Origin of the sequence: Rhodoferax sp. AJA081-3, assembly GCF_017798165.1 — a bacterium.
Taxonomy (GTDB): Bacteria; Pseudomonadota; Gammaproteobacteria; order Burkholderiales; family Burkholderiaceae_C; genus Allorhodoferax.
Genome location: NZ_CP059068.1, coordinates 1,436,215 through 1,456,156, shown reverse-complemented (window position 1 = coordinate 1,456,156; position 19,942 = coordinate 1,436,215). Strand labels below are relative to the sequence as shown.

The 19,942-nt window shown below is 62.3% G+C and carries 17 protein-coding genes; 8 read left to right on the top strand and 9 right to left on the bottom strand.

Features of this window, described 5'->3' with window-relative positions; translation table 11 throughout:
• Window positions 1–49 precede the first annotated feature (49 nt).
• The 4 genes from HZ993_RS06730 to HZ993_RS06715 form a co-directional block, all read right to left on the bottom strand.
• Window positions 50–505: a RidA family protein gene (locus HZ993_RS06730; protein WP_209396476.1), complete on the bottom strand. Its 456-nt coding sequence runs from the start codon at window positions 503–505 to the stop codon at window positions 50–52.
• Between the two features lie 95 nt (window positions 506–600).
• The gene (locus HZ993_RS06725; RefSeq protein WP_209396475.1) at window positions 601–1,578 is read right to left on the bottom strand and encodes a transglutaminase family protein; all 978 of its coding nucleotides are present in this window, start codon (window positions 1,576–1,578) and stop codon (window positions 601–603) included.
• Window positions 1,579–1,595: 17 nt separating this feature from the next.
• Window positions 1,596–4,268, bottom strand: a complete 2,673-nt coding sequence (locus HZ993_RS06720; protein WP_209396474.1) for a circularly permuted type 2 ATP-grasp protein — start codon at window positions 4,266–4,268, stop codon at window positions 1,596–1,598.
• Window positions 4,269–4,347: 79 nt separating this feature from the next.
• Complete coding sequence (locus tag HZ993_RS06715) at window positions 4,348–4,566, bottom strand: hypothetical protein (protein WP_209396473.1); 219 nt, start codon at window positions 4,564–4,566, stop codon at window positions 4,348–4,350.
• A gap of 105 nt (window positions 4,567–4,671) precedes the next feature.
• On the opposite strand from HZ993_RS06715, the gene HZ993_RS06710 reads away from it, so the two are divergent.
• Window positions 4,672–5,556 carry a transglutaminase family protein gene (locus HZ993_RS06710; protein WP_209396472.1) on the top strand — a complete coding sequence of 295 codons (885 nt, stop codon included), beginning with the start codon at window positions 4,672–4,674 and terminating at the stop codon, window positions 5,554–5,556.
• Window positions 5,557–5,565: 9 nt separating this feature from the next.
• On the opposite strand, the gene HZ993_RS06705 is transcribed toward HZ993_RS06710, so the two are convergent.
• A complete protein-coding gene (locus HZ993_RS06705; protein WP_209396471.1) occupies window positions 5,566–6,300 on the bottom strand; it encodes a mobilization protein in 735 nt (244 codons plus the stop codon).
• Between the two features lie 152 nt (window positions 6,301–6,452).
• Here HZ993_RS06705 and bamE point away from each other — a divergent pair, with 152 nt between their 5' ends.
• Window positions 6,453–6,938, top strand: a complete 486-nt coding sequence (gene bamE, locus HZ993_RS06700; RefSeq protein ID WP_209398313.1) for an outer membrane protein assembly factor BamE — start codon at window positions 6,453–6,455, stop codon at window positions 6,936–6,938.
• Window positions 6,939–6,948: 10 nt separating this feature from the next.
• A complete protein-coding gene (locus HZ993_RS06695; RefSeq protein WP_209396470.1) occupies window positions 6,949–7,302 on the top strand; it encodes a hypothetical protein in 354 nt (117 codons plus the stop codon).
• Window positions 7,303–7,309: 7 nt separating this feature from the next.
• On the opposite strand, the gene HZ993_RS24950 is transcribed toward HZ993_RS06695, so the two are convergent.
• The 4 genes from HZ993_RS24950 to HZ993_RS06675 all read right to left on the bottom strand — a co-directional run bounded on the left by HZ993_RS24950 (window position 7,310) and on the right by HZ993_RS06675 (window position 12,785).
• Window positions 7,310–7,684, bottom strand: coding sequence for a DUF4440 domain-containing protein (locus HZ993_RS24950; RefSeq protein ID WP_209396469.1), 375 nt, complete (start codon window positions 7,682–7,684; stop codon window positions 7,310–7,312).
• Between the two features lie 112 nt (window positions 7,685–7,796).
• On the bottom strand, window positions 7,797–8,078 hold the full coding sequence (locus HZ993_RS06685) for a hypothetical protein (protein WP_209396468.1): 282 nt from the start codon (window positions 8,076–8,078) through the stop codon (window positions 7,797–7,799).
• A 35-nt stretch (window positions 8,079–8,113) separates the two neighbouring features.
• Entirely contained in the window at window positions 8,114–8,644 is a 531-nt protein-coding gene (locus tag HZ993_RS06680) for a hypothetical protein (protein ID WP_209396467.1), read from the bottom strand.
• A gap of 523 nt (window positions 8,645–9,167) precedes the next feature.
• Window positions 9,168–12,785, bottom strand: coding sequence for a DUF2126 domain-containing protein (locus tag HZ993_RS06675; RefSeq protein ID WP_209396466.1), 3,618 nt, complete (start codon window positions 12,783–12,785; stop codon window positions 9,168–9,170).
• 98 nt (window positions 12,786–12,883) lie between these two features.
• Between HZ993_RS06675 and HZ993_RS06670 the strand changes: the two genes are divergently transcribed.
• From HZ993_RS06670 to HZ993_RS06650, 5 genes are all read left to right on the top strand, one after another.
• Window positions 12,884–15,412, top strand: a complete 2,529-nt coding sequence (locus tag HZ993_RS06670) for a DNA internalization-related competence protein ComEC/Rec2 (protein ID WP_245213850.1) — start codon at window positions 12,884–12,886, stop codon at window positions 15,410–15,412.
• A 96-nt stretch (window positions 15,413–15,508) separates the two neighbouring features.
• On the top strand, window positions 15,509–17,011 hold the full coding sequence (locus HZ993_RS06665; protein WP_209396465.1) for a circularly permuted type 2 ATP-grasp protein: 1,503 nt from the start codon (window positions 15,509–15,511) through the stop codon (window positions 17,009–17,011).
• Window positions 17,012–17,029: 18 nt separating this feature from the next.
• Window positions 17,030–17,989 carry an alpha-E domain-containing protein gene (locus HZ993_RS06660; protein ID WP_209396464.1) on the top strand — a complete coding sequence of 320 codons (960 nt, stop codon included), beginning with the start codon at window positions 17,030–17,032 and terminating at the stop codon, window positions 17,987–17,989.
• Between the two features lie 84 nt (window positions 17,990–18,073).
• Complete coding sequence (locus HZ993_RS06655; RefSeq protein ID WP_209396463.1) at window positions 18,074–18,982, top strand: HDOD domain-containing protein; 909 nt, start codon at window positions 18,074–18,076, stop codon at window positions 18,980–18,982.
• Between the two features lie 75 nt (window positions 18,983–19,057).
• Complete coding sequence (locus HZ993_RS06650) at window positions 19,058–19,936, top strand: YihY/virulence factor BrkB family protein (protein ID WP_209396462.1); 879 nt, start codon at window positions 19,058–19,060, stop codon at window positions 19,934–19,936.
• Window positions 19,937–19,942 lie beyond the last annotated feature (6 nt).

Below are 19,942 nucleotides of genomic sequence, written 5' to 3'. Positions count from 1 at the left end.
GGCGGTCCTGTGGCACCGGCCGTCGCGCAGGCGGCAGCCGGCGCCCCAATCAGGCCAGTTCGGCGATCAATTCGATTTCCACACAGGCACCCAGGGGGATCTGGGCCACACCAAAGGCGCTGCGTGCATGGGCGCCCTTGTCGCCAAAGACCTGGCCCAACAGCTCGCTGGCGCCGTTGGTGACCAGGTGCTGCTCGGTGAAGTCGCCGGTGGAGTTGACCAGGGACATCAGCTTGACGATGCGTTTGACCTTGTTCAGGTCGCCCACGGCGGCGTGCAGGGTGCCCATCAGGTCGATGGCAACGGCGCGGGCCGCGGCCTTGCCTTCTTCGGTTTCCATGTTTTTGCCCAGCTGGCCGACCCAGGGTTTGCCATCTTTCTTGGCAATGTGGCCGCTCAAGAAGACCAGGTTGCCGGTTTGCATAAAGGGCACATAGGCCGCAGCGGGAATCGCCACAGGGGGCAGGGTGATGTTCAGGCTGGTGAGGGTGTCGTAAATGTTCATGGTGGCCTCTTGGCGGGGTGGTTGTTGGTAAAAAGTGCCTTTAGCCCCCGTGTAATATGGTTGTAGTGCTATGTAAATAGTAGCAAAAATCCATCCTACAGGGTCTGGGACTGAGATTGTGACTGATTCTGCCCCTGGCTTTGGTTCTGGCTTTGGCCCGTCCATGCCTCGCGCTCCACGGGTTCCACCGTCACGGCCACCCGCAGCCGGTGGTTGGCGCCGCCGTGGATGACACCGCGCAGCGGGGACACGTCGGCATAGTCGCGGCCCAGGGCCAGCGTCACGTAGTCTTCACCTGGGTTGCCCCAGCCGTCGCGGTTGTTGGTGGGGTCAAAGTCGCACCAGCGGCCGCCCACGGCGCCGTCTTCTGCATCGGGCAGGTAGACCGAGACCCAGGCGTGGGATGCATCACTGCCCACCAGGCGGGGTTGGCCGGGCGCGGGGTGGGTCAGCAGGTAACCGCTGACATACCGCGCCGGCACACCGTAGGCGCGCAGGCAGGCAATCATGATGTGGGCAAAGTCCTGGCACACACCGGTGCGCTGGGCCAGGGCCTCGCGTGCCGGGGTGTTGATCTCGGTGCTGTGGCTCTCGTAGGTGAAGTCGTGGTAGATGCGTTGCATCAGGTCGCGCGCGGCCAGCAGCAGCGTGGGCTGCGCGCTGAAGCTGGGGCGGGCATAGTCTGCAAAATCCGCATGGCGTGGCACATAGGGCGACGCAAACACAAAATCGGCCGCGGCATCAAACGGGTTCTTGGCGCAGTAGCGAAAACGTTCACGCACCTGCTCCCACCGCACCGTGTTGTCCCACAGGTCGGGTGCCTGGGTGGCCACCAGGCTGCGGGCCACTACGTGGAGCTGGGTGTGGGCGGTCTGCAGCGAGAAAAATGCCCGGGTGTTGCCATACACATCCAGCGTCGCGGTCTGTTGGGTGGGCTCGGGCGTGATGGATAGGGTGTGGCTCAGCACCTGTTGGTTGGCCGTGTTCAGCGGCCGCAGGTAGGCCATGTGCTGCGCAATGTTCACCGCCGGCGTGTAGTCGTAACAGGTCTCGTGGGTGATGTGCAATTGCATGGCCAAACCCTCTTGCGCTAAGCACCCAGGCTTTGCCCGGCTTCGCCGGAGTGGGTGAAATAGGTGGCACTGATTTCTTCGGACACCTGGTAGGCCGCCTCGCCACAGCCCAGCAGCAGGTCGGTCAGGCTGGTGTATGCGTTATCGGCGCCTGCTTCGCACAGTGTTTCCAGCTGCCACTGGCGTGGGTCGGGCACGCTGTGCGACAGCAGGCCCAACTGGTCCGGCGCGCTGCCGGCTAGCTTGGCCAGGCGCCCGCGCAGCGTGTGCGCCACCCAGGCCAGTGCGCGGGGGTTGTCGCGGTCCAGCACCAGCAGGTCTACCAGTGGCGCAATGTCGTGGCTTTGCTGGTACTGGCCGTGGAAGGTGATGGTGCTGTCAAACAGCGCCACCATGGCCTCAAAACCGCCATCGTGGTGCACGGCGCCATGCGCAAAACCGGTGGCCAGCGCGTGCGACAAAAAGCCCAGCCGCTCCACATGGCGGCCAATGCTGAGCAGGCGCCAGCCGTCGTCGCGGGTCATGCGGTCGGTCTGCAGGCCGGTGATGGCGGCCAGGTGGTCGCTGGCGCGTTTGAGCGCGGTCAGTGCATGCAGGGCAGAGTAATCGGCCCCGGTGGGGGTGTGGGCACAGCTCTGGAAGAAGGCGTCTTCGGTGCGCTGCATCAGGCTCCAGTGCTCTTGCGACAGGCGCTCGCGCACCGCGGCACCGGCCAGGCGCACGGCGCGCAGGTTGTAGCCCACACTGGTGGCCTGTTTGCTGCTGCCCAGGCTGGCGATCAGCGAGCGTTCAAACACACGGCGCACATGGGGCGCCGGTGTCAGGGCGGGCACACCGGCCAGCACCAGGTTGTTGTTCAACGCCATTTGGCCCAACCAGCTCAAGAGGGTGGGGGATGACTGGTCTTCACCGGCCAGGCTCTCCAGCGTGAGGCGTGCCAGGCGCACGGAGTTTTCGGCGCGCTCGGTGTAGCGGCCCAGCCAGAATAGGTTTTCGGCCGCGCGGCTGGTGACCTGGCGGGTGCGCTGGGTCAACACGGCGGGGGTCAGCGGCGGGTGCAGCAGCGTGGTCTTGTCCACGGCGCCGTGGGTCATGACCCAGACATCGGCACTGCTGCCCCCATGCTGCATGGAGGCCACGTCCACACTGGTATCGCCAGACACGCGGGCCAAGCCGCCGGGTAACACACACCAGGATTGGGCGCCTTGCGACACGGCAAACACCCGCAGCATGACCGAGCGGGGCACTATGCCACCACCTGCCGTCTCTCCCGCGGCATCCCCTGCAGCACGTTTGTGCCAGGTGGGCATTTGCGACAGCGGCATGTAGTCTTGCACCGTGTGGTCGTCGGGCTGCAGGGCAATGCGGCCCGCCCATTCGGCCAACTCGCGCTCACTCAGTTTGCGCCCCAGCACCGCATCAAAATTGCCATGCACGGCCGAGCCGGGGTAGGTGGGTTTGATGGCGCAGGCATGCAGGCGCGGCAACACGGCCTCCATGGCCGAGCGTTCGCCGCACCACCAGGTGGGCAGGGCGGGCAGCAGCAGCTCTTCACCCAGCAGGTGTTTGGACAGGGCGGGCATAAAACCCAGCAGCGCGGGCGACTCCAGAAAGGCAGAGCCCGGCGCATTGGCCACCAGCACATTGCCAGCACGAATCACCTGCAGCAGACCCGGCACACCCAGCGTGGAGTCGGAGCGTAATTCCAGCGGGTCCATGAACTGGTCGTCCAGCCGCTTGAGCAGGCCATGCACCGGCACCAGACCGCGCAGGGTCTTGAGGAACAGGCGCTGGTCCCGCACGATCAGGTCATTGCCCTCGACCAGCGTCAGCCCCAGGTAACGGGCCAGGTAGGCGTGTTCAAAATAGGTCTCGTTGTAGGGCCCGGGTGTCAGCAGCGCGATGTGGGCGTCCTGCCCGGCCGGGCTCATGGCCTTCATGCTGTCGATCAGCGCGCGGTAGGTACCGGCCAGGCGCTGCACCTGCAGGTGCTCAAAGGCTTGTGGGAACAGGCGCGAGATGGCCAGCCGGTTTTCCATCAGGTAACCCAGGCCCGAGGGGGCTTGGGTGCGCTGTGACACCACCCACCAGTTGCCGTCCGGCCCGCGGGCCAAATCGAACGCGGCCACATGCAGGTGCGAGCCGCCCACCGGCTTGACGCCATGCATGGCGCGCAGATAACCGGGGTGGCCCTGCACCAGCGCCGGCGGTATCAGGCCCTGGGCCAGCAGGTCTTGTGGGCCGTACACATCGGCCATCACCCGGTCGAGCAGGCGCATGCGCTGCGTGATGCCCACCTCAAGGTGTTGCCAGTTGTCGGGCGAAATGATCAGTGGGAACAGGCCCAGCGACCAGGGGCGCTGGGGACCGTCGGTGTCGGCATACACGTTGTAGGTGACGCCGTTGTCGCGTATCTGGCGCGCCAGTGTCTCCGTGCGCAGGTGCATGTCACCCAGGCCGTCGGACTGGGTGTGTTCAAAGAATTGGCGCCAAGCCCCCGAGATAGCTGACTGTTCTGCTATCGATTGTGTAGCATCGTCGGGAGGGGGTGTTGCGTCGGACGCGCGCGCGCGCAGCTCGTCGAAGTGGCCCAGTGCGGCGTTTTCAGACGCCAGGGCGTGGTCTAGCGCGGTCTGGGCGGGGTCGGCCACGGCAGGCACAAGGGCAGGAAAGTCGGAAAGATGGCTCACTGCCCGCAAGTATGCCGTAAACCGTTTACGCACCCCTTGGTTCACCGCCTTCTGGCGGCGCTTATCGGCTTATACCGGCTTATGACTTGCGCGCAGTGACCAGCAAAACAATGCCGCCCACAATGGCGCCCACACCCACCCACAGCGGGATGTTGACGCGTTCGGTCTCCTTGACCTGCAGGGTCAGCGGGCCGATGTTGGCGCTGCTGGTCTCTTTGGTGTAGCTGAAGCCGCCGTACAGCAAGCCCAGTGCACCGGCAGCAATCAGAAAAATAGCGACCAGTTTGATGGCGTTCATGGTGGAGAGTCCTTAAATAGAACCCATTGTGCAAAGCCCTGGCCCGCCCGTATGTGCGCAAGCCCACAGAGCAGATTCGTATTTACCCGGATACTGGGATCCAACATGATCCGTATCGAACTCCAACTTGCCCTCAACTACCAGGTCGACGCCCAAGGCGCCGATTTTGTGTTCAACATCCACGCCGCGCAAACCGCCTGCCAGCAGGTCACCTTTGAGAACCTGTGGGTCAGCCAACCCGTGCAGACCCAGGTCCACACCGACGCCTACAGCGGCAACCGTTATATGCGCCTGCACGCCCAGCAGGGTGAACTGAATGTGAAGTACGTGGCCACGGTGGACCTGATCCACCACATGGCCGACCCCAACCATATTGCCGAGGTGCCGGTGCAGGCGCTGCCACCCGAGGTGCTGGGCTACATTTACCCCAGCCGCTACTGCCAGTCTGACCGGCTGCTCAAACTGGCCAGCAACAACTTTGGCCATCTGCCCCAGGGTTATGGCCGGGTGCTTGCGGTGCGCGACTGGGTGCAGCGCCACGTGGCCTTCACGTCCAACAGCTCCACCAGCAACACATCTGCCATTGACACGCTGATCGGCCAGGTGGGCATCTGCCGGGACTTTGCGCATTTGATGGTGGCCCTGTGCCGCGCGCTCAACATGCCGGCCCGCTTCACCACCGGTACCGACTATGGCGCAGACCCCGTATTGGGCCCGCCAGACTTCCATGCTTATGTGGAGGTGTTTGTGGGTGACCGCTGGTACATCTTTGACCCCTCGGGCACCGCCATTCCCATGGGTCTGATCCGTTTTGGCACCGGGCGCGACGCGGCAGATGTGGCCTTTGCCACCATCTTTGGCAATGTGCAGGCCCATGCGCCGGTATTGCTGGCCACGGCGGTGGTGAACCCCGTGATTGGCGCTGTGATGCCCCAGCACACGCAGCAGGCGCTGTCTACCGACGGCAACCCCGTGCGCTTGGTAGTTTAAGTTTCTTGACTAGGCTTCGGCCTTGGCCAGTTCTTCGTAGGCGTGCTGCAGCCACATGGTCAGGCGCTGGCGCTCCATCAGGCGCAGGCTGGCATCGCCACCCGATGTATCCGTCTTGGCCGCCCAGAAGCTGCTGTTGTTGGCGTCTATTTTTTGCACCACGGCGTCACTCAGGTGTTTGATGGAGACGACCTTGGCACCCAGACCCAGCGCACGCTCCAACTGGCCCGAGCGCTCCAACTGGCCAAAGTCGTCACCGCGCAGCTGGTTGAGCACCAGTACATAGTTCAGGTTCTTGCCATACCGGTCCAGCAGGCGCGCCAGCAGGTCCACCGAGTCACGCCCAGAGTCCATGACATGCCAGTAGTGCAGCGTAAAACCGGTGTCATCGGCCATGTTCAACACGCCCGAATCATCGATCCACTTCACCAGCGGCTCATGGGTTTGCGCGGCCAGATCGACCAGCACGCGCACACCGGGCAGCTCTACCGCGGCCTCCACGATGTGGTCGAGCGCTTCAAAGCGGTCAATCAACACGGGCGACGCGTAGTCGCTGTAAAAGCGCAGCAGCGCGCCGTGCGAGCGGTCGGTGTCAAAGCCAACAAAAGGAATGTCCTTGTCGATGAAGTACTGGGCCAGCAGGCGCGACACCATGGACTTGCCGACACCACCTTTTTCGCCACCGATCATGTGGATTTTGGACGTTGCGGGGGGCGTGCCGCCTGGGGCGTTTAGGGAGGTCATTTTTTGTGGATTCCGTTGGTTGGGCTGTGGGGACATCAAGCAATATGGGTGCCACAGAGCTTACTATGCTGGCGTGACCAACAGATTTGCATAACGAGGCTTAAATTTTGAAACCACGCTCCCACACTTTCGGTTCTTTGGCTGCTGGATGGATGTTCGGCTTGGCGGTACTGGGCTCCACTCTGCTAATGACCGCCTGCGATGACCAACGCATCCGTGAGCTGGAAGAAGGCGTAGCCACCGAAGGTGACGTACGCATGAAATTTGGCGAGCCTGAAAAGGTTTGGGACGGCGAAAACGGTGCCCGCATTTTTGAGTACAACCGCCAACCAGCCGGCGCCAAAAACTACATGATCACCATTGGGCCGGATGGCAAGATGACCGCGCTGCGCCAGGTGCTGGCGCCCCATGTCTTTGCCAAGATAGAGCCCGGCATGCCCATGGAAACAGTGCGCAGAATGCTGGGCAAGCCCATGAAGATGACGCCGTATGAGTTGAAGAATGTATGGCACTACGATTGGCGCTACATGGACGGACCCAACGGGTCGGACGCCAAGATCTTTACCGTGGTGTTTAACAGTGACCTCAAGGTGTTGTCTACCGGCTCTGTTGCGGACCCGGCGCTTTCGCCCAACTGAAATATTCACTATGCGCAAATTCAACTGGAAAACCAGGTCGCTGGCGGTCACCATCGCGGTGCTGCTGGTCGTGGCGGCCAATCCGGAGTTGCGGGCCTTCCTGCTCATTCTCGATTTTCTGGGAGCCGATTTGGTGCTGCTGCTACTGGGCGGTTACCTTCACCACTATTGGCCCATGGTCGCTTGCCATCTGAAGCCCTTGTTTGCTCGGATCGCATCAGGCGCAAGTTGGGTCTGCAAGTGGTTGCGCTGGATGGCTTATGGGCTCATTCCGCGTGATTCACTGTGGGTGAATATGGACCACTTTGTTATCGCAGGCGGCACGGTAGGCCGCATTGCCGTTGGACGCCTTCGCGCGCACTGACGAGACTTCACCAAGTTTCTGCGGCGGCGGTGCCTTGGTGGTAGCGAAGTTGCCAACCTGCGTCCGTCTTGACCCATATGGATGACCGCAGGGTATGGTTTACCAAGATGTTGTCGTTTCCCAGGTGCGCTGAGCGAAAGGTGAGAAGGGCAACCCCAGGACCCAGTTCCGCGACTGCAAATTCGTCAGACACCACCGCGGGTTGAGTTTCTTGCTTGGCCAGGAAGTTGATGACGGTGTCTCTTGTGTATGCCCGACCGGAGCGGCCGACCTCATGAAACAGAGGGTGCAGCAGCCGGTTCAGCCGCTCGCGACTGCACCGAACGCCGGGGTGGTGTAGTTCGACTTCGAGGGCTTGGAGGTCTTGAAGGAGGGATTTCACGTGTAGTGTGCTTTGTGCGGTCTAGCGTTGGCGCTCAGCGGGCGGCGAAGCCGTCCGATGCAGCAAACGGTTAGGAGGCACGTGCAAAATCAGAAGCAATGTGCTCATGCGATTAGTAGCCCTCCAGAAGTTCGATAGAACCGTCGCCCTCTTTGGACTCCAGAACTTGCTTCGCCAGCCGCGCGATTCGTAGGCGTTTGGCTTGAGACAGCGGGACGAGACCAATCAATCCGCAGCGTCGGATGGATTTGACGAAGATTCTCACGGGATAAGCAGGCTTTGAAATCACCTCGGATTCATTTACCCGCGACCATACGCAATCACCTTCATAGCGCGTCGTCCCCTCAATAACGAAGAACTGCTCGCCCCGGTTAATGAACTGTGCTTGACTCATACAAACAGCGCCTCCGTGCCTTCTAACGTTTGAATTCAGCCGACCGGACGGCGCAGCCGGCCAGGGTCAGCTGCAATGAAGGGTTGGGCATCACTGCGCGCTACCCGCTGGGCATTTGACGCAAGCCATGCGGCCAGTTGTTCGGCCTTGCCGGGTGTTCCAAACATCAGCTCACTCGTTCCTGGCGACACTACCTCACAGTAGTGTTTTCCTGGCCACATTCCCTCATCGTTCCAGTCCCCTGTGCCATTAACGACAAATCGAGTTTCTGAGTTGTTTGGGATTTCAACTCGCTTGTACCAAACAGCCGCCCACGAGCGCTCAAAGACTATCTCTGTTGGAGTTATAGAAATTCGGAACCGAAACGGAAGAACGAGGATGGAGAGCACCAGCAATGTCGCTGCGGTCCATGACAACGCTGTAAGCCAAGGCATCGCAAAGAACGCAGGGACTACGAGCCATGGCAATAGTCCGCCTGCGACACCGAACCAGGTAAAAACGGCAGAAAAATGATCGAAGCCAGCAACCGCAGCTGACGTTGCATCTGTTTCGTAGACGGATTGCATGCGGAAGCTAGTGTGTGGGTGATGCCCAACGTGATGTGGATGGGCGAATATTCTGGGCTCCCGGGATATCCGACGGGATATACCCAAATTTCACTTGCGAATGCTCATCGCCCATGAGGCTGTTAGACGCACAAAGGCTTGTTTCGCAGCCAATTCCCAAAGAAAGTGAAGTCATTTCCGTACCCTTAAACCTTGTCGCCTATCCTGGCGAAATTTGGTTAGCGCCGAATTGATTTGCTCGGCGTTTCATTACGCCCGACTATAGCCAGGTGGGCGATCTACTTGAATATCGGCCCCCTCTGCACAACTGACTTACGCCGCGCACACACCATGCAAGCGCGCAAACGAACTGTGGTTCAAGAACCTAATCACTGCAAAATATGTAGCAACGCAATGAGATTTGACGGGGGCTAGAGGCATATTTCGCTTGAGACTGTTCGGCTACAGCGGACAAATGGGGTCAGAGCACACGTTCGCTGTGCGAACGGTGATCTGACCCCATTGACCCTTTCCGCACTGCGACCTACCCGCGCCGCAAATCCCGCGTAAACGGAAACTCTTTACTAGCCGCCACATTGATCGTCGCCGGCGGCACATGCATCACACCTGGCGTATGCCCGGTCGCAGTGAAGCGTGTCAAACGACGGCTTTCGGCTTCAAACGAGTTGACCGGGAAGTTTTCGTAGCTCAATCCGCCCGGATGCGCCACGTGGTACTGGCAGCCGCCCAGCGAGCGCTTCATCCAGGTGTCCACAATGTCAAAGGTCAGCGGGGCGTGCACGCCAATCGTGGGGTGCAGGCTGCTGGGTGGGTTCCAGGCTTTAAAGCGCACGCCGGCCACAAACTCACCGACCGTGCCGGTGCTTTGCATGGGCAATGCCTGGCCGTTGCAGGTGATGACGTAACGGCTTTCGTTCAGGCCCTTCACATGCACTTCCATGCGCTCCAGTGAAGAGTCCACATACCGGGCGGTACCGCCGGCCGAGCTTTCTTCGCCCATTACATGCCAGGGTTCCAGCGCGCAGCGCAGCGTCAGTTCGATGCCGGCCGATTGGATGGAGCCGACCAGCGGGAAGCGGAACTCCACGTGTGGTGCAAACCAGCTCGGGTCAAACGGATAACCGGCGGCGCGCATGTCTTCCACCACATCGTCAAAGTCCATCTTGATGAAGGTGGGCAGCATGAAGCGGTCGTGCAGCTCGGTACCCCAGCGGGTGACGGGCGCCTTGTAGGGCGCCTTCCAGAAGCGGGCCACGAATGCGCGCAGCAGCAGCTGCTGCACGATGCTCATGCGCGGGTGGGGTGGCATCTCAAATGCGCGCAGCTCCAGCAGGCCTAAACGACCGGTGGCCGAGTCGGGCGAGTACATCTTGTCGATGGAAAACTCGCTGCGGTGGGTGTTGCCCGTGGCGTCGATCAGGATGTTGCGCAGCGTGCGGTCCACGATCCACGGCGGCATGCTTTGGCCATACAACTCGCGGTTGGCGTAGATTTGTTCAATCGCAATTTCCAGCTCGTACAACTGGTCGTTGCGCGCCTCGTCCACACGCGGGGCCTGGCTGGTGGGGCCGACAAACATGCCGCTGAACAAATAGCTCAACGATGGGTGGTTGTGCCAGTACAGCAGCAGGCTTGCCAGCAGCTCGGGTTTGCGCAGGAAAGGGCTGTCGGCCGGTGTGGCGCCGCCCATCACGAAATGGTTGCCACCGCCGGTGCCGGTGTGGCGGCCGTCGGTCATGAACTTCTCGGCACTCAAGCGCGACTCGAACGCCGCGTTGTACAAAAACTCGGTGTTGGCGACCAGCTCTTTCCAGTTGTTGACGGGGTGGACATTGACCTCGATGACGCCGGGGTCGGGCGTGACCTGCAAGAGTTTGAGGCGGGGGTCGCGCGGGGGCGGGTAGCCTTCCAGCACCAGCTTCATGCTGAGTTCTTTGGCGGTGGCCTCAATCGCGGCCAGCAGGTCCAGATAGTCTTCCAGCTTCTCCAGCGGTGGCATAAAGACGTACAACACGCCAGACTTGGTGCCCACGGCTTCGGCCTTGGGACCGCTGGCGCGGCGGGGGTCGCGCACTTCCACACACAGTGCCGTGCGGCTGACCCAGTGGGCGGACTCTCCGCGTGCCGGTACGCGGGCGTAGTCGGCTGGTTCGGCTTGGGACGCACGGCGTGCGGCCATGTCGGCCAGTGTGGTGCTGGTGCCCACATAGGGCGGCACGGCGGCGGATGCGGTGTCGGTCTTGCCGTTCAGCGCGTTCTGGAATTTGCGCGCGGCTTCCTGTGGTGTAGTCGCACCGCTGAGATAGGGCACATCTGCTCGTACTGTGAGGATGGGGACCGTGTTGCCGCTGCTGCGGGCTGCTGGTGCAGCGCTTGTGGCCGTGCCGGTGGTGACAGCGGGGAGACCATCGGCATAACGTGCAGCCAATGCTGTGTGGGTGGGCAGGGGTCCACGCGGTGCGCTGGGGTCGGTCTCCACCAAGTAAGGGAAATCAGCCTTGCTGACCCAGGGTAATGAATCCAGCGGCAGGCGCAGGCCCATCGGTGAGTCGCCGGGCATCAAATACATGCGTTCGTCGCGCAAGAACCAGGGGCCGGTCATCCACTTGGGTCCGGCTAAATTCGGACCTTCACTCGCCTTGACTGGCAGCACATAACCTACCGCCGTGTCCAACTTTTGTTCGAACACGCGGCGCAGGCGGGCGCGTTCCATCTCGTCGTCGAGCTTGGAGTTGAACGGGTCCACATTCACCGGCAGGCGGCGTTCGCGCCACAGGTAGTACCAGCTGTCTTCATAGGCCGGCAGGATGTACTGGTCGGTCACGCCCAGGCGTTTGCACAGCGTCTGGGTAAAGCGATGGGCATCGGCACTGGTGTAGTGGGTGGGGTCGCGCTCGTCGGTAAACAGGCTGGGGTCGGCCCAAACCGGTTGTTTGTCGGCACGCCAGTAGATATTCAGCGCCCAGCGTGGCAACTGCTCACCGGGGTACCACTTGCCCTGGCCAAAGTGCAGGAAGCCACCCTGGCCGTATTCGTTGCGCAGCTTGTGCACCAGTGCGGTGGCAAAGCCGCGTTTGGTGGGGCCCAGGGCGTCGGTGTTCCACTCGGCGGCGTCGCGGTCGTTCACGGCCACAAAGGTGGGCTCACCGCCCATGGTCAGGCGCACATCGCCGGCTACCAGTTCTTTGTCCACCGCGGCGCCCAGGGACATCACATCGGCCCACTGCTCTTCGGTGTAGGGCTTGGTGACGCGGGGCGATTCATAAATGCGGGTCACCTGCATGTGGTGGCTGAATTCCACCTCGCTCTCGTCCACACCGCCTTCAATCGGCGCTGCACCCGAGGGCTGGGGTGTGCAGGCCAGCGGGATGTGGCCCTCTCCGGCAAGCAGGCCCGAGGTGGCGTCCAGGCCGATCCAGCCGGCGCCGGGTAAATAGACCTCGCACCAAGCGTGCAGGTCGGTGAAGTCGACCTCGGTGCCGCTGGGGCCGTCCAGCGCTTTCACGTCAGACTTCAACTGAATCAGGTAGCCCGATACAAACCGCGCCGCCAGCCCGCAGTGGCGCAGCAGTTGCACCAGCAGCCAGCCCGAGTCGCGGCAGGAGCCGGAGCCTTTGGTCAGGGTCTCGTCCGGCGTTTGCACGCCGGGCTCCATACGGATGGTGTAGCTCACGTCCTTGTGGATCATCTGGTTGATGTCCACCAGAAAATCGATGGTGCGGCGCTTGGTGTAATCGATCTTGGCCAGGTAGTCATTGACCAGCGGTGTGCGTTCACCCGCCATCAGGTAGGGCAGCAGCTCCTCTTGCAGCAGGGGTGCGTATTTGAAGGGGAACTCTTCGGCCTCGGGCTCCAGGAAGAAGTCAAACGGGTTGTAGACCGCCATCTCCACCACCACATCCACGGTGACCTTGAACTCGCGGGTCTTGTTGGGGAAGACCAGGCGGGCCTGGTAGTTGGCGAACGGGTCTTGCTGCCAGTTCAGGAAGTGGCCCTCGGCCGGCTCTACCTTTAGAGAATACGAAATGATCTTGCTGCGGCAATGCGGCGCGGGGCGCAGGCGCACAACCTGGGGGCCCAGTGCTACCAGGCGGTCGTAGCTGTAGTGGGTGACGTGGTTCAGTGCTGCGTGGATGGACATGGCGGGTCTCGGTTGAAGCGTTGCTTGCATGGTAGCAAGCTATTGCTAAGACTAAGCAATTCCTGCGCCACGGCTTTTTTGCCGGGTAGCATGGCCCGGTGCGTACGTTTTTATTCCACTTCCAGGCCCATGCGCGGGTGCTGTTTGCCTCACTGCTGGGGCTGGTGCTGGGCACCGCCCTGCAGTTGCAGCAGGGGCCGCTGTTTGCGTGGCAAGGCTATGCGGCAATTGTGGTCCTAGCCCCCGTCATCTATGCATGTAACGCTATAAAAAATGCAGCAATTGCATGGCGCTGTGTGGTTACAGCCCTGGCGCTGGGGCTGCTGGGTTTTGGCGCCACCGGCCTGAGGGCCACGGTGTACCTGCACCAGGCCCTGGACCCGGCACTGGAAGGGCGCGATGTGCGCGTCACCGGTGTGGTGGCCCGGCTGCCGCAGCGCAATGAATCGGGATTGCGGTTCCGGCTGCAGGTGGAGTCCGCGCAACTGGATGGCCAGCCGGTGCAGGTGCCGCCGCGGGTGGATGTGGGCTGGTATGGCGACACCGCTGCGCAGACGGGCGATACGACGGGTCGTTTGCCGCCGCCCGACCTGCGGGCCGGTGAGCGCTGGCAGATGACGCTGCGGCTGAAAGCACCCCACGGCGCCCGCAACCCCCACGGCTTTGACTACGAGTTGTACCTGTGGGAGCAGGGTGTGCAGGCCACTGCCTACGTGCGCACCAGTGCCAAAGATGTGCTGCCGCAACGCCTGGAGCAGACCTGGCAATACCCCGTGGTGCTGGCCCGCCAGGTGGTGCGCGAGCGCATCTACCAGCAGGTGCCGGAGCGTGCGGTGGCCGGCATGCTGGCCGCGCTGGTGGTGGGTGACCAGACCGCCATCGACCGGCTGGACTGGGATGTGTTCCGCGCGACAGGCGTGGCACATTTGGTCGCAATTTCAGGCGTCCACGTGACCATGTTCGCCTGGGGTGCTGCTTTGCTGGTGGGCTGGTTGTGGCGGCGCTCCGGCCGTTTGTGCATCGCGCTGCCCGCACCCAGTGCGGCGCTGGTGGGCGGTGTGCTGCTGGCCACCGCCTATGCCGTGTTCTCGGGCTGGGGCGTGCCAGCCCAGCGCACTTGCCTGATGCTGGCAACCGTGGCGCTCTTACGCCTGTCCGGCGCGCGCTGGCCCTGGCCCGATGTGTGGATGCTGGCCTGCGCCGTGGTGGTGGTGAGTGACCCCTGGGCCTTGTTGCAAGCGGGTTTTTGGCTGAGCTTTGTGGCGGTGGGGATTCTGTTTGCTACGAATATAGGAGCGTATGAGATAGATAGTACGGGGGCTAGAGGCCAATATCGTCTGGAATCTTCCGCCGGGCCGCCCCAAGGCTCTGAACCGCTTGGCGGTCAGCCCCGCAAGGGAAGATTAGCCCCCTTGGGGGGCAGCGTATTACGCGCAGCAAAGAGCGTGGGGGCCACATTCCATCAGCAGTGGGTGATCACCGTGGCGCTGACACCGCTCACGCTGTTGTTGTTTGGCCAGGTGTCGTTGGTGGGCCTGGTGGCCAATGCGCTGGCCATTCCATGGATCACTCTGGTGGTCACACCCCTGGCTCTACTGGGTGTGGTGGTGCCGGTGTTGTGGGATGTGGCGGCCGGTGCCATTGGCTGGTTGTATGTGTATTTGCAGTGGTTGGCTCTCTGGCCGTGGGCGTCCATCACGGTGGCGGTGCCGCCGCTGTGGGCTGGCGCGGCGGGTGTGCTGGGTGGCGTGTTGCTGGTGCTGCCTTGGGGCTGGCGCATGCGGTTGCTGGGCTTGCCGCTGCTGCTACCGGTTCTGCTCTGGCGCGCGCCGCTGCCTGCGGTGGGCCAGTTTGAACTGCTGGCCGCCGATGTGGGCCAGGGCAATGCGGTGCTGGTGCGCACGGCCAATCACGCCCTGCTGTACGACGCAGGCCCCCGCTACAGCCTGGAGAGCGACGCCGGCCACCGCGTGCTGGTGCCGCTGCTGCAGTCCCTGAACACGCAGTTGGACACCCTGGTGCTGAGCCACCGCGACATGGACCACGTGGGCGGCGCGCACGCCGTGCTGGCCATGCAGCCGCAGGCGCAATTGCTCAGCTCCATCGAGCCCACCCATCCCTTGCAGGCCCTGCGCCCCGCCAAGCGGTGTGAGGCGGGGCAACACTGGGAGTGGGACGGTGTGTATTTTGACGTGTTGCACCCGCAGGCGGCGGATTACGACACGGCCGCCAAGTCCAATGCCATGTCCTGCGTGCTGCGCATCTCCAACGGTGCGCAGACGGCCTTGCTGGTGGGCGATATTGAGCAGCCGCAGGAAGCACGGCTGGTGGCGCAGGGTGTTGACTTATCGGCAGACGTACTGCTGGTGCCCCACCACGGCAGCAAGACCTCCAGCAGCGGTGAGTTTCTGGATGCCGTTTCGCCTAAGCTGGCCATTGTGCAATCCGGCTACCGCAATCGCTTTGGCCATCCGGCGGCGCCCGTGGTGGAGCGTTTGCGGGAGCGCCAGGTCCTGGTGGTGGACTCACCCCACTGCGGGGCGTTTACCTGGCAATCGTGGCAAGCCCAAAATAGTGCATGCCTGCGCTTGCAGGGTCGGCGTTACTGGCACCACAATGTGCCATAGTGGTGCTTGGCGGTGGCACTATCCTTGCTAATCCTTGGTCAAGGCCAAGCTACAAGACCTTTGAACAGGTCGCAAACGGTATCAGGAGATGGGTTTATGCAGAAGTTCGACGAGATGTACACCAGCTTGCCTTACCAGTTCTTTTCCAAGGGCGAGCAGGTGCGGGATCACTACAAGATCTATGACGCCTGGCTGGCGCGCCAACCTGGCGACATGATGGCCAAGCGGCGCGAGGAGGCCGAGATGATCTTCCGCCGGGTCGGCATCACTTTTGCCGTCTACGGCGAGAAAGATGAATCCGGCGCGGGCACCGAGCGGCTCATCCCCTTTGACCTGATCCCCCGCATTATCCCTGCCCACGAATGGGCCAGCATGGAAAAAGGCCTGGTGCAGCGCGTCACCGCCCTGAACCGTTTTATCCACGACGTGTACCACGACCAGGAGATCATCAAGGCCGGTGTGGTGCCGCGGGACCAGATCGAGAACAACGCCCAGTTCCGCCCCGAGATGGTGGGCGTGGATGTGCCGCACCAGATCTACTCCCACATCTCCGGCATCGACATCGTGCGCGCGCCCGATGCCAACGGCAATGGCGAGTACTACGTGCTGGAAGACAACCTGCGCGTGCCCAGCGGCGTGAGTTACATGCTGGAAGACCGCAAGATGATGATGCGGCTCTTCCCCGAGCTGTTCAACGCCCACCGCGTCGCGCCCATCGCCCACTACCCCGACCTGTTGTTGGAGACCCTGCGCGCCAGCAGCCCGGCCACCACGGCCGAGCCCACGGTGGTCGTGCTTACGCCCGGCATGTACAACAGCGCCTACTTCGAACACGCCTTTTTGGCCCAGCAGATGGGTGTGGAGCTGGTCGAGGGGCAGGACCTGTTTGTCAAAGACAACTTTGTGTACATGCGCACCACACGCGGCCCCCGCCGGGTGGACGTGATCTACCGCCGGGTGGACGATGATTTTCTGGACCCCACGGTGTTTAGGCCCACGTCCACACTGGGCTGTGCCGGTTTGTTGGGCGCCTACAAGGCAGGCCACGTGACCATTTGCAACGCAGTGGGTACGGGTGTGGCGGATGACAAGTCCATCTACCCCTATGTGCCCAAGATGATCGAGTTCTACCTGGGCGAAAAACCCATCCTGAACAACGTGCCCACCTACATGTGCCGCAACAAGGACGAGCTGGCCTACACGCTGGCCAACCTCAAAGACCTGGTGGTCAAAGAAGTGCACGGTGCCGGTGGTTACGGCATGCTGGTGGGGCCCGCGTCCACCACGGCCGAGATCGAAGACTTCCGCAAGGCCATCCTGGCCAACCCCAGCGGTTACATCGCCCAGCCCACACTGAGTCTGTCGAGCTGCCCCACCTTTGTGGAGAGCGGCATTGCACCGCGCCACATCGACCTGCGGCCCTATGTGCTCAGTGGAAAAACGGTGCAGATGGTGCCCGGCGGCCTGACCCGCGTGGCGTTGAAAGACGGCTCTCTGGTCGTGAATTCGTCACAAGGCGGCGGTACAAAAGACACCTGGATTCTGGAAGACGACGCCAGCGCTGCGGCCACGCAATCCCAAACCCAATCGCAATCCTGATACCCGGGGAGAACTCTCATGCTGTCACGCACCGCCGACCATCTTTTCTGGATGTCCCGCTACACCGAGCGGGCCGAGAACACCGCTCGCATGCTGGATGTGAACTACCAGACCTCGCTCTTGCCCCAGACCGACGCCGTGGCGCAGCTGGGCTGGCAGGGGTTGCTCAGCATCAGCGAGTTGTTGCCCACCTACACCGAGAAATATGGCGCCATCGAGGCGCGAGACGTGATGGACTTCATGGTCAAGGACGAGAGCAACCCGTCCAGCATCATCTCTTGCCTGGGCGCCGCCCGCGAGAATGCCCGCGCCGTGCGGGGTGCGTTGACCACCGAGGTGTGGGAGACCCAAAACACCACCTGGCTGGAAGTGAAACGCATGCTCAAGGCGGGTGAGTTTGAAGCCGACCCGGCGCAGTTTTTTGAGTGGGTCAAGTTCCGCTCCCACCTGTCGCGCGGTGTCACCGTGGGCACCATGCTGATCGACGAGGCGCTGCACTTCATGCGCCTGGGTACCTTCCTGGAGCGGGCCGACAACACGGCGCGTCTGGTGGATGTGAAGTTCCACGCTCTGCAAAGCGACTTCTTCGGCACGGCGGAGGAGAAGGACCAAGAGTACGACTTCTACCACTGGAGCGCCATTCTGCGCAGCGTCTCCGGTTTTGAGGTCTACCGCAAGGTCTACCGTGACGTCATCAAACCCGAGCGTGTGGGTGAGTTGCTGATTTTGCGGCCCGACATGCCGCGCTCTATGCATGCCTGCCTCAACGGGGTGGTGACCAATCTGGCCCTGGTGGCCAGTGACCCGTCCAGCGAAACCCTGCGCCGTGCCGGCAAGCTGCGGGCCGAGTTGCAGTACGGCCGCATCGATGAAATTCTGGCCACTGGCCTGCACGCCTACCTGACGCAGTTTCTGGATCGTGTGAACGACCTGGGTGCACACATCAGCCGGGAATTTTTGGTGCCGGTCAGCGCCTGATTGCACCGGGTTGGCGATGCGCCGGTCGGTTTTGGCGCAAACCCGGCAATAATGGTCCTGTCATTTCTATTGAGTGGATCTGGTATGCAAAGCAAGGCAGCGCAGGGCAGCACCCCAACCGACACCGACCGTGAGTTGGACCGCGCGCTGGCCTCGGGCCCGTTGCGCGATATTGTCATCCCGCCCTGTCCCGAGCTGTTGATCGCCTTGCGCCGTGAAATGGACAAGGAAGACCCCGATCCGCAAGCCATCGCCGATATTGCAGGCCGCGACGTGGCCATGGCCGCCTCGCTGATCCGCACCGCCAACAGCCCCTACTACGCACGCAGCCGCCCGGTGACCTCGGTCAACGAAGCGCTGAGCCTGCTGGGCCTGCGCATGACCGAGAAACTGCTCACTGCCTTCCTGACCCGCAATTCCATCCGCGTTAGCTCACCGCTGCTGGAGCACTTTTGGGATACGTCCACCCGCCGCGCGCTGGCCATGGCCCATATTGCGCGACAGCTCTACGGTGTGGAACCCGATCTGGCCTATACCTGTGGTCTGTTTTGCCATGTGGGCATACCCATTCTGATGCAGGGTGTGCGCGGTTATGCCGGCACGCTGACCGAGGCCCTGGCCCGCCAGGACCGCAGTTTTACCGAGACCGAAAACGCGGCCCACAAGACCGACCATGCCGTGGTCGGCGCCCTGGTGGCCCGCACCTGGCGCCTGCCCACCCCCATCTACCAGGCCGTGCGCGTGCACCACGACTTCACCGTGCTGCAAGACAAAGCTGTGTTAGCCGAGGTGCGCATGCTGGTGGCCATGGGCCTGGTGGCCATGGGCCTGGTGGCCGAGCATCTGGTAGCCCAGCATGAGGGGGTGGAAGAACACCGCGAATGGGCCCTGTATGGGCCCGCCTGCCTGGCCTGCCTGGCCGTAGACGGTACCGAGGTGGAAGACTGGCTGGATGCCCTGCACCCGCAGTTTGATGCGGTGGCGTTGGGTTGAATCGGGTCTGGCGGTAGTGGTGGCTCGGCCGTGGCAGGCCCGGTTGGCTTGCTTCGCAGGGCTTACAGTCGGCGGATGATGAACCTGCCTTTTGTTCCGGCTGGCAAAGCCACGCGGTATATCGTTGCCCACCCGCTGGCATTTGCCCTACAGGTGCTGCGCGCCTTTAGTGCCAACCAGGGCCTGATGCTGGCCGGTGCCATAGCCTATTACGCACTGCTGTCCATGGTGCCGCTGCTGATTCTGTCGGTCATAGCGCTGTCGCACTGGGTAGACCAGTCCGAGCTCCTGATGGCCCTGGGCCGTTACCTGGAGTGGCTGGTGCCAAGCCAGTCCAAGGCCGTGCTGGGGGATGTAAATGTGTTTCTGGACAACCGGGTCACCATCGGGGCCTTGTTGCTGGTGACCATGCTGTTTTTCAGTTCCCTGGCCTTTGGCATTCTGGAGAAGGCCATGGGGCAAATTTTTGCGCACCGCGGGCTGCGGTTCAAGCGCCACCGGCTGGTCTCGGCAGTGATCCCTTACGCCTTTGTATTGGCCCTAGGTCTGGCACTGCTGGTGCTGACCGTGGCCACCATTGGCCTGCAGACACTGGCGGAAGAAAGCATCTGGCTCTTGGGCCGCGAATGGTCGCTGGTGGGCGTGTCAGGCGTGTTTTTCTACCTGATGGGTTTTGCGGCCGAGACGCTGATTGTGGCTTCCATCTACCTGACGCTGCCGGTTGGGCGCATGCCGGTGCGCCATGCGCTGATTGGCGGGTTGGCCGCCAGCCTGGTCTGGGAAATCATCCGCCACCTGCTGGTGTGGTACTTCACCACCCTGTCCAAGACCAGTGTGGTTTATGGCTCCCTGACCACCGCGGTAGTGGCCCTGTTTTGCATGGAAATTGTGGCCGCCCTGCTGCTGATCGGCGCGCAGGTTATCGCCGAATACGAGCGGCTGGAGCAGGCCTGAGGGCGG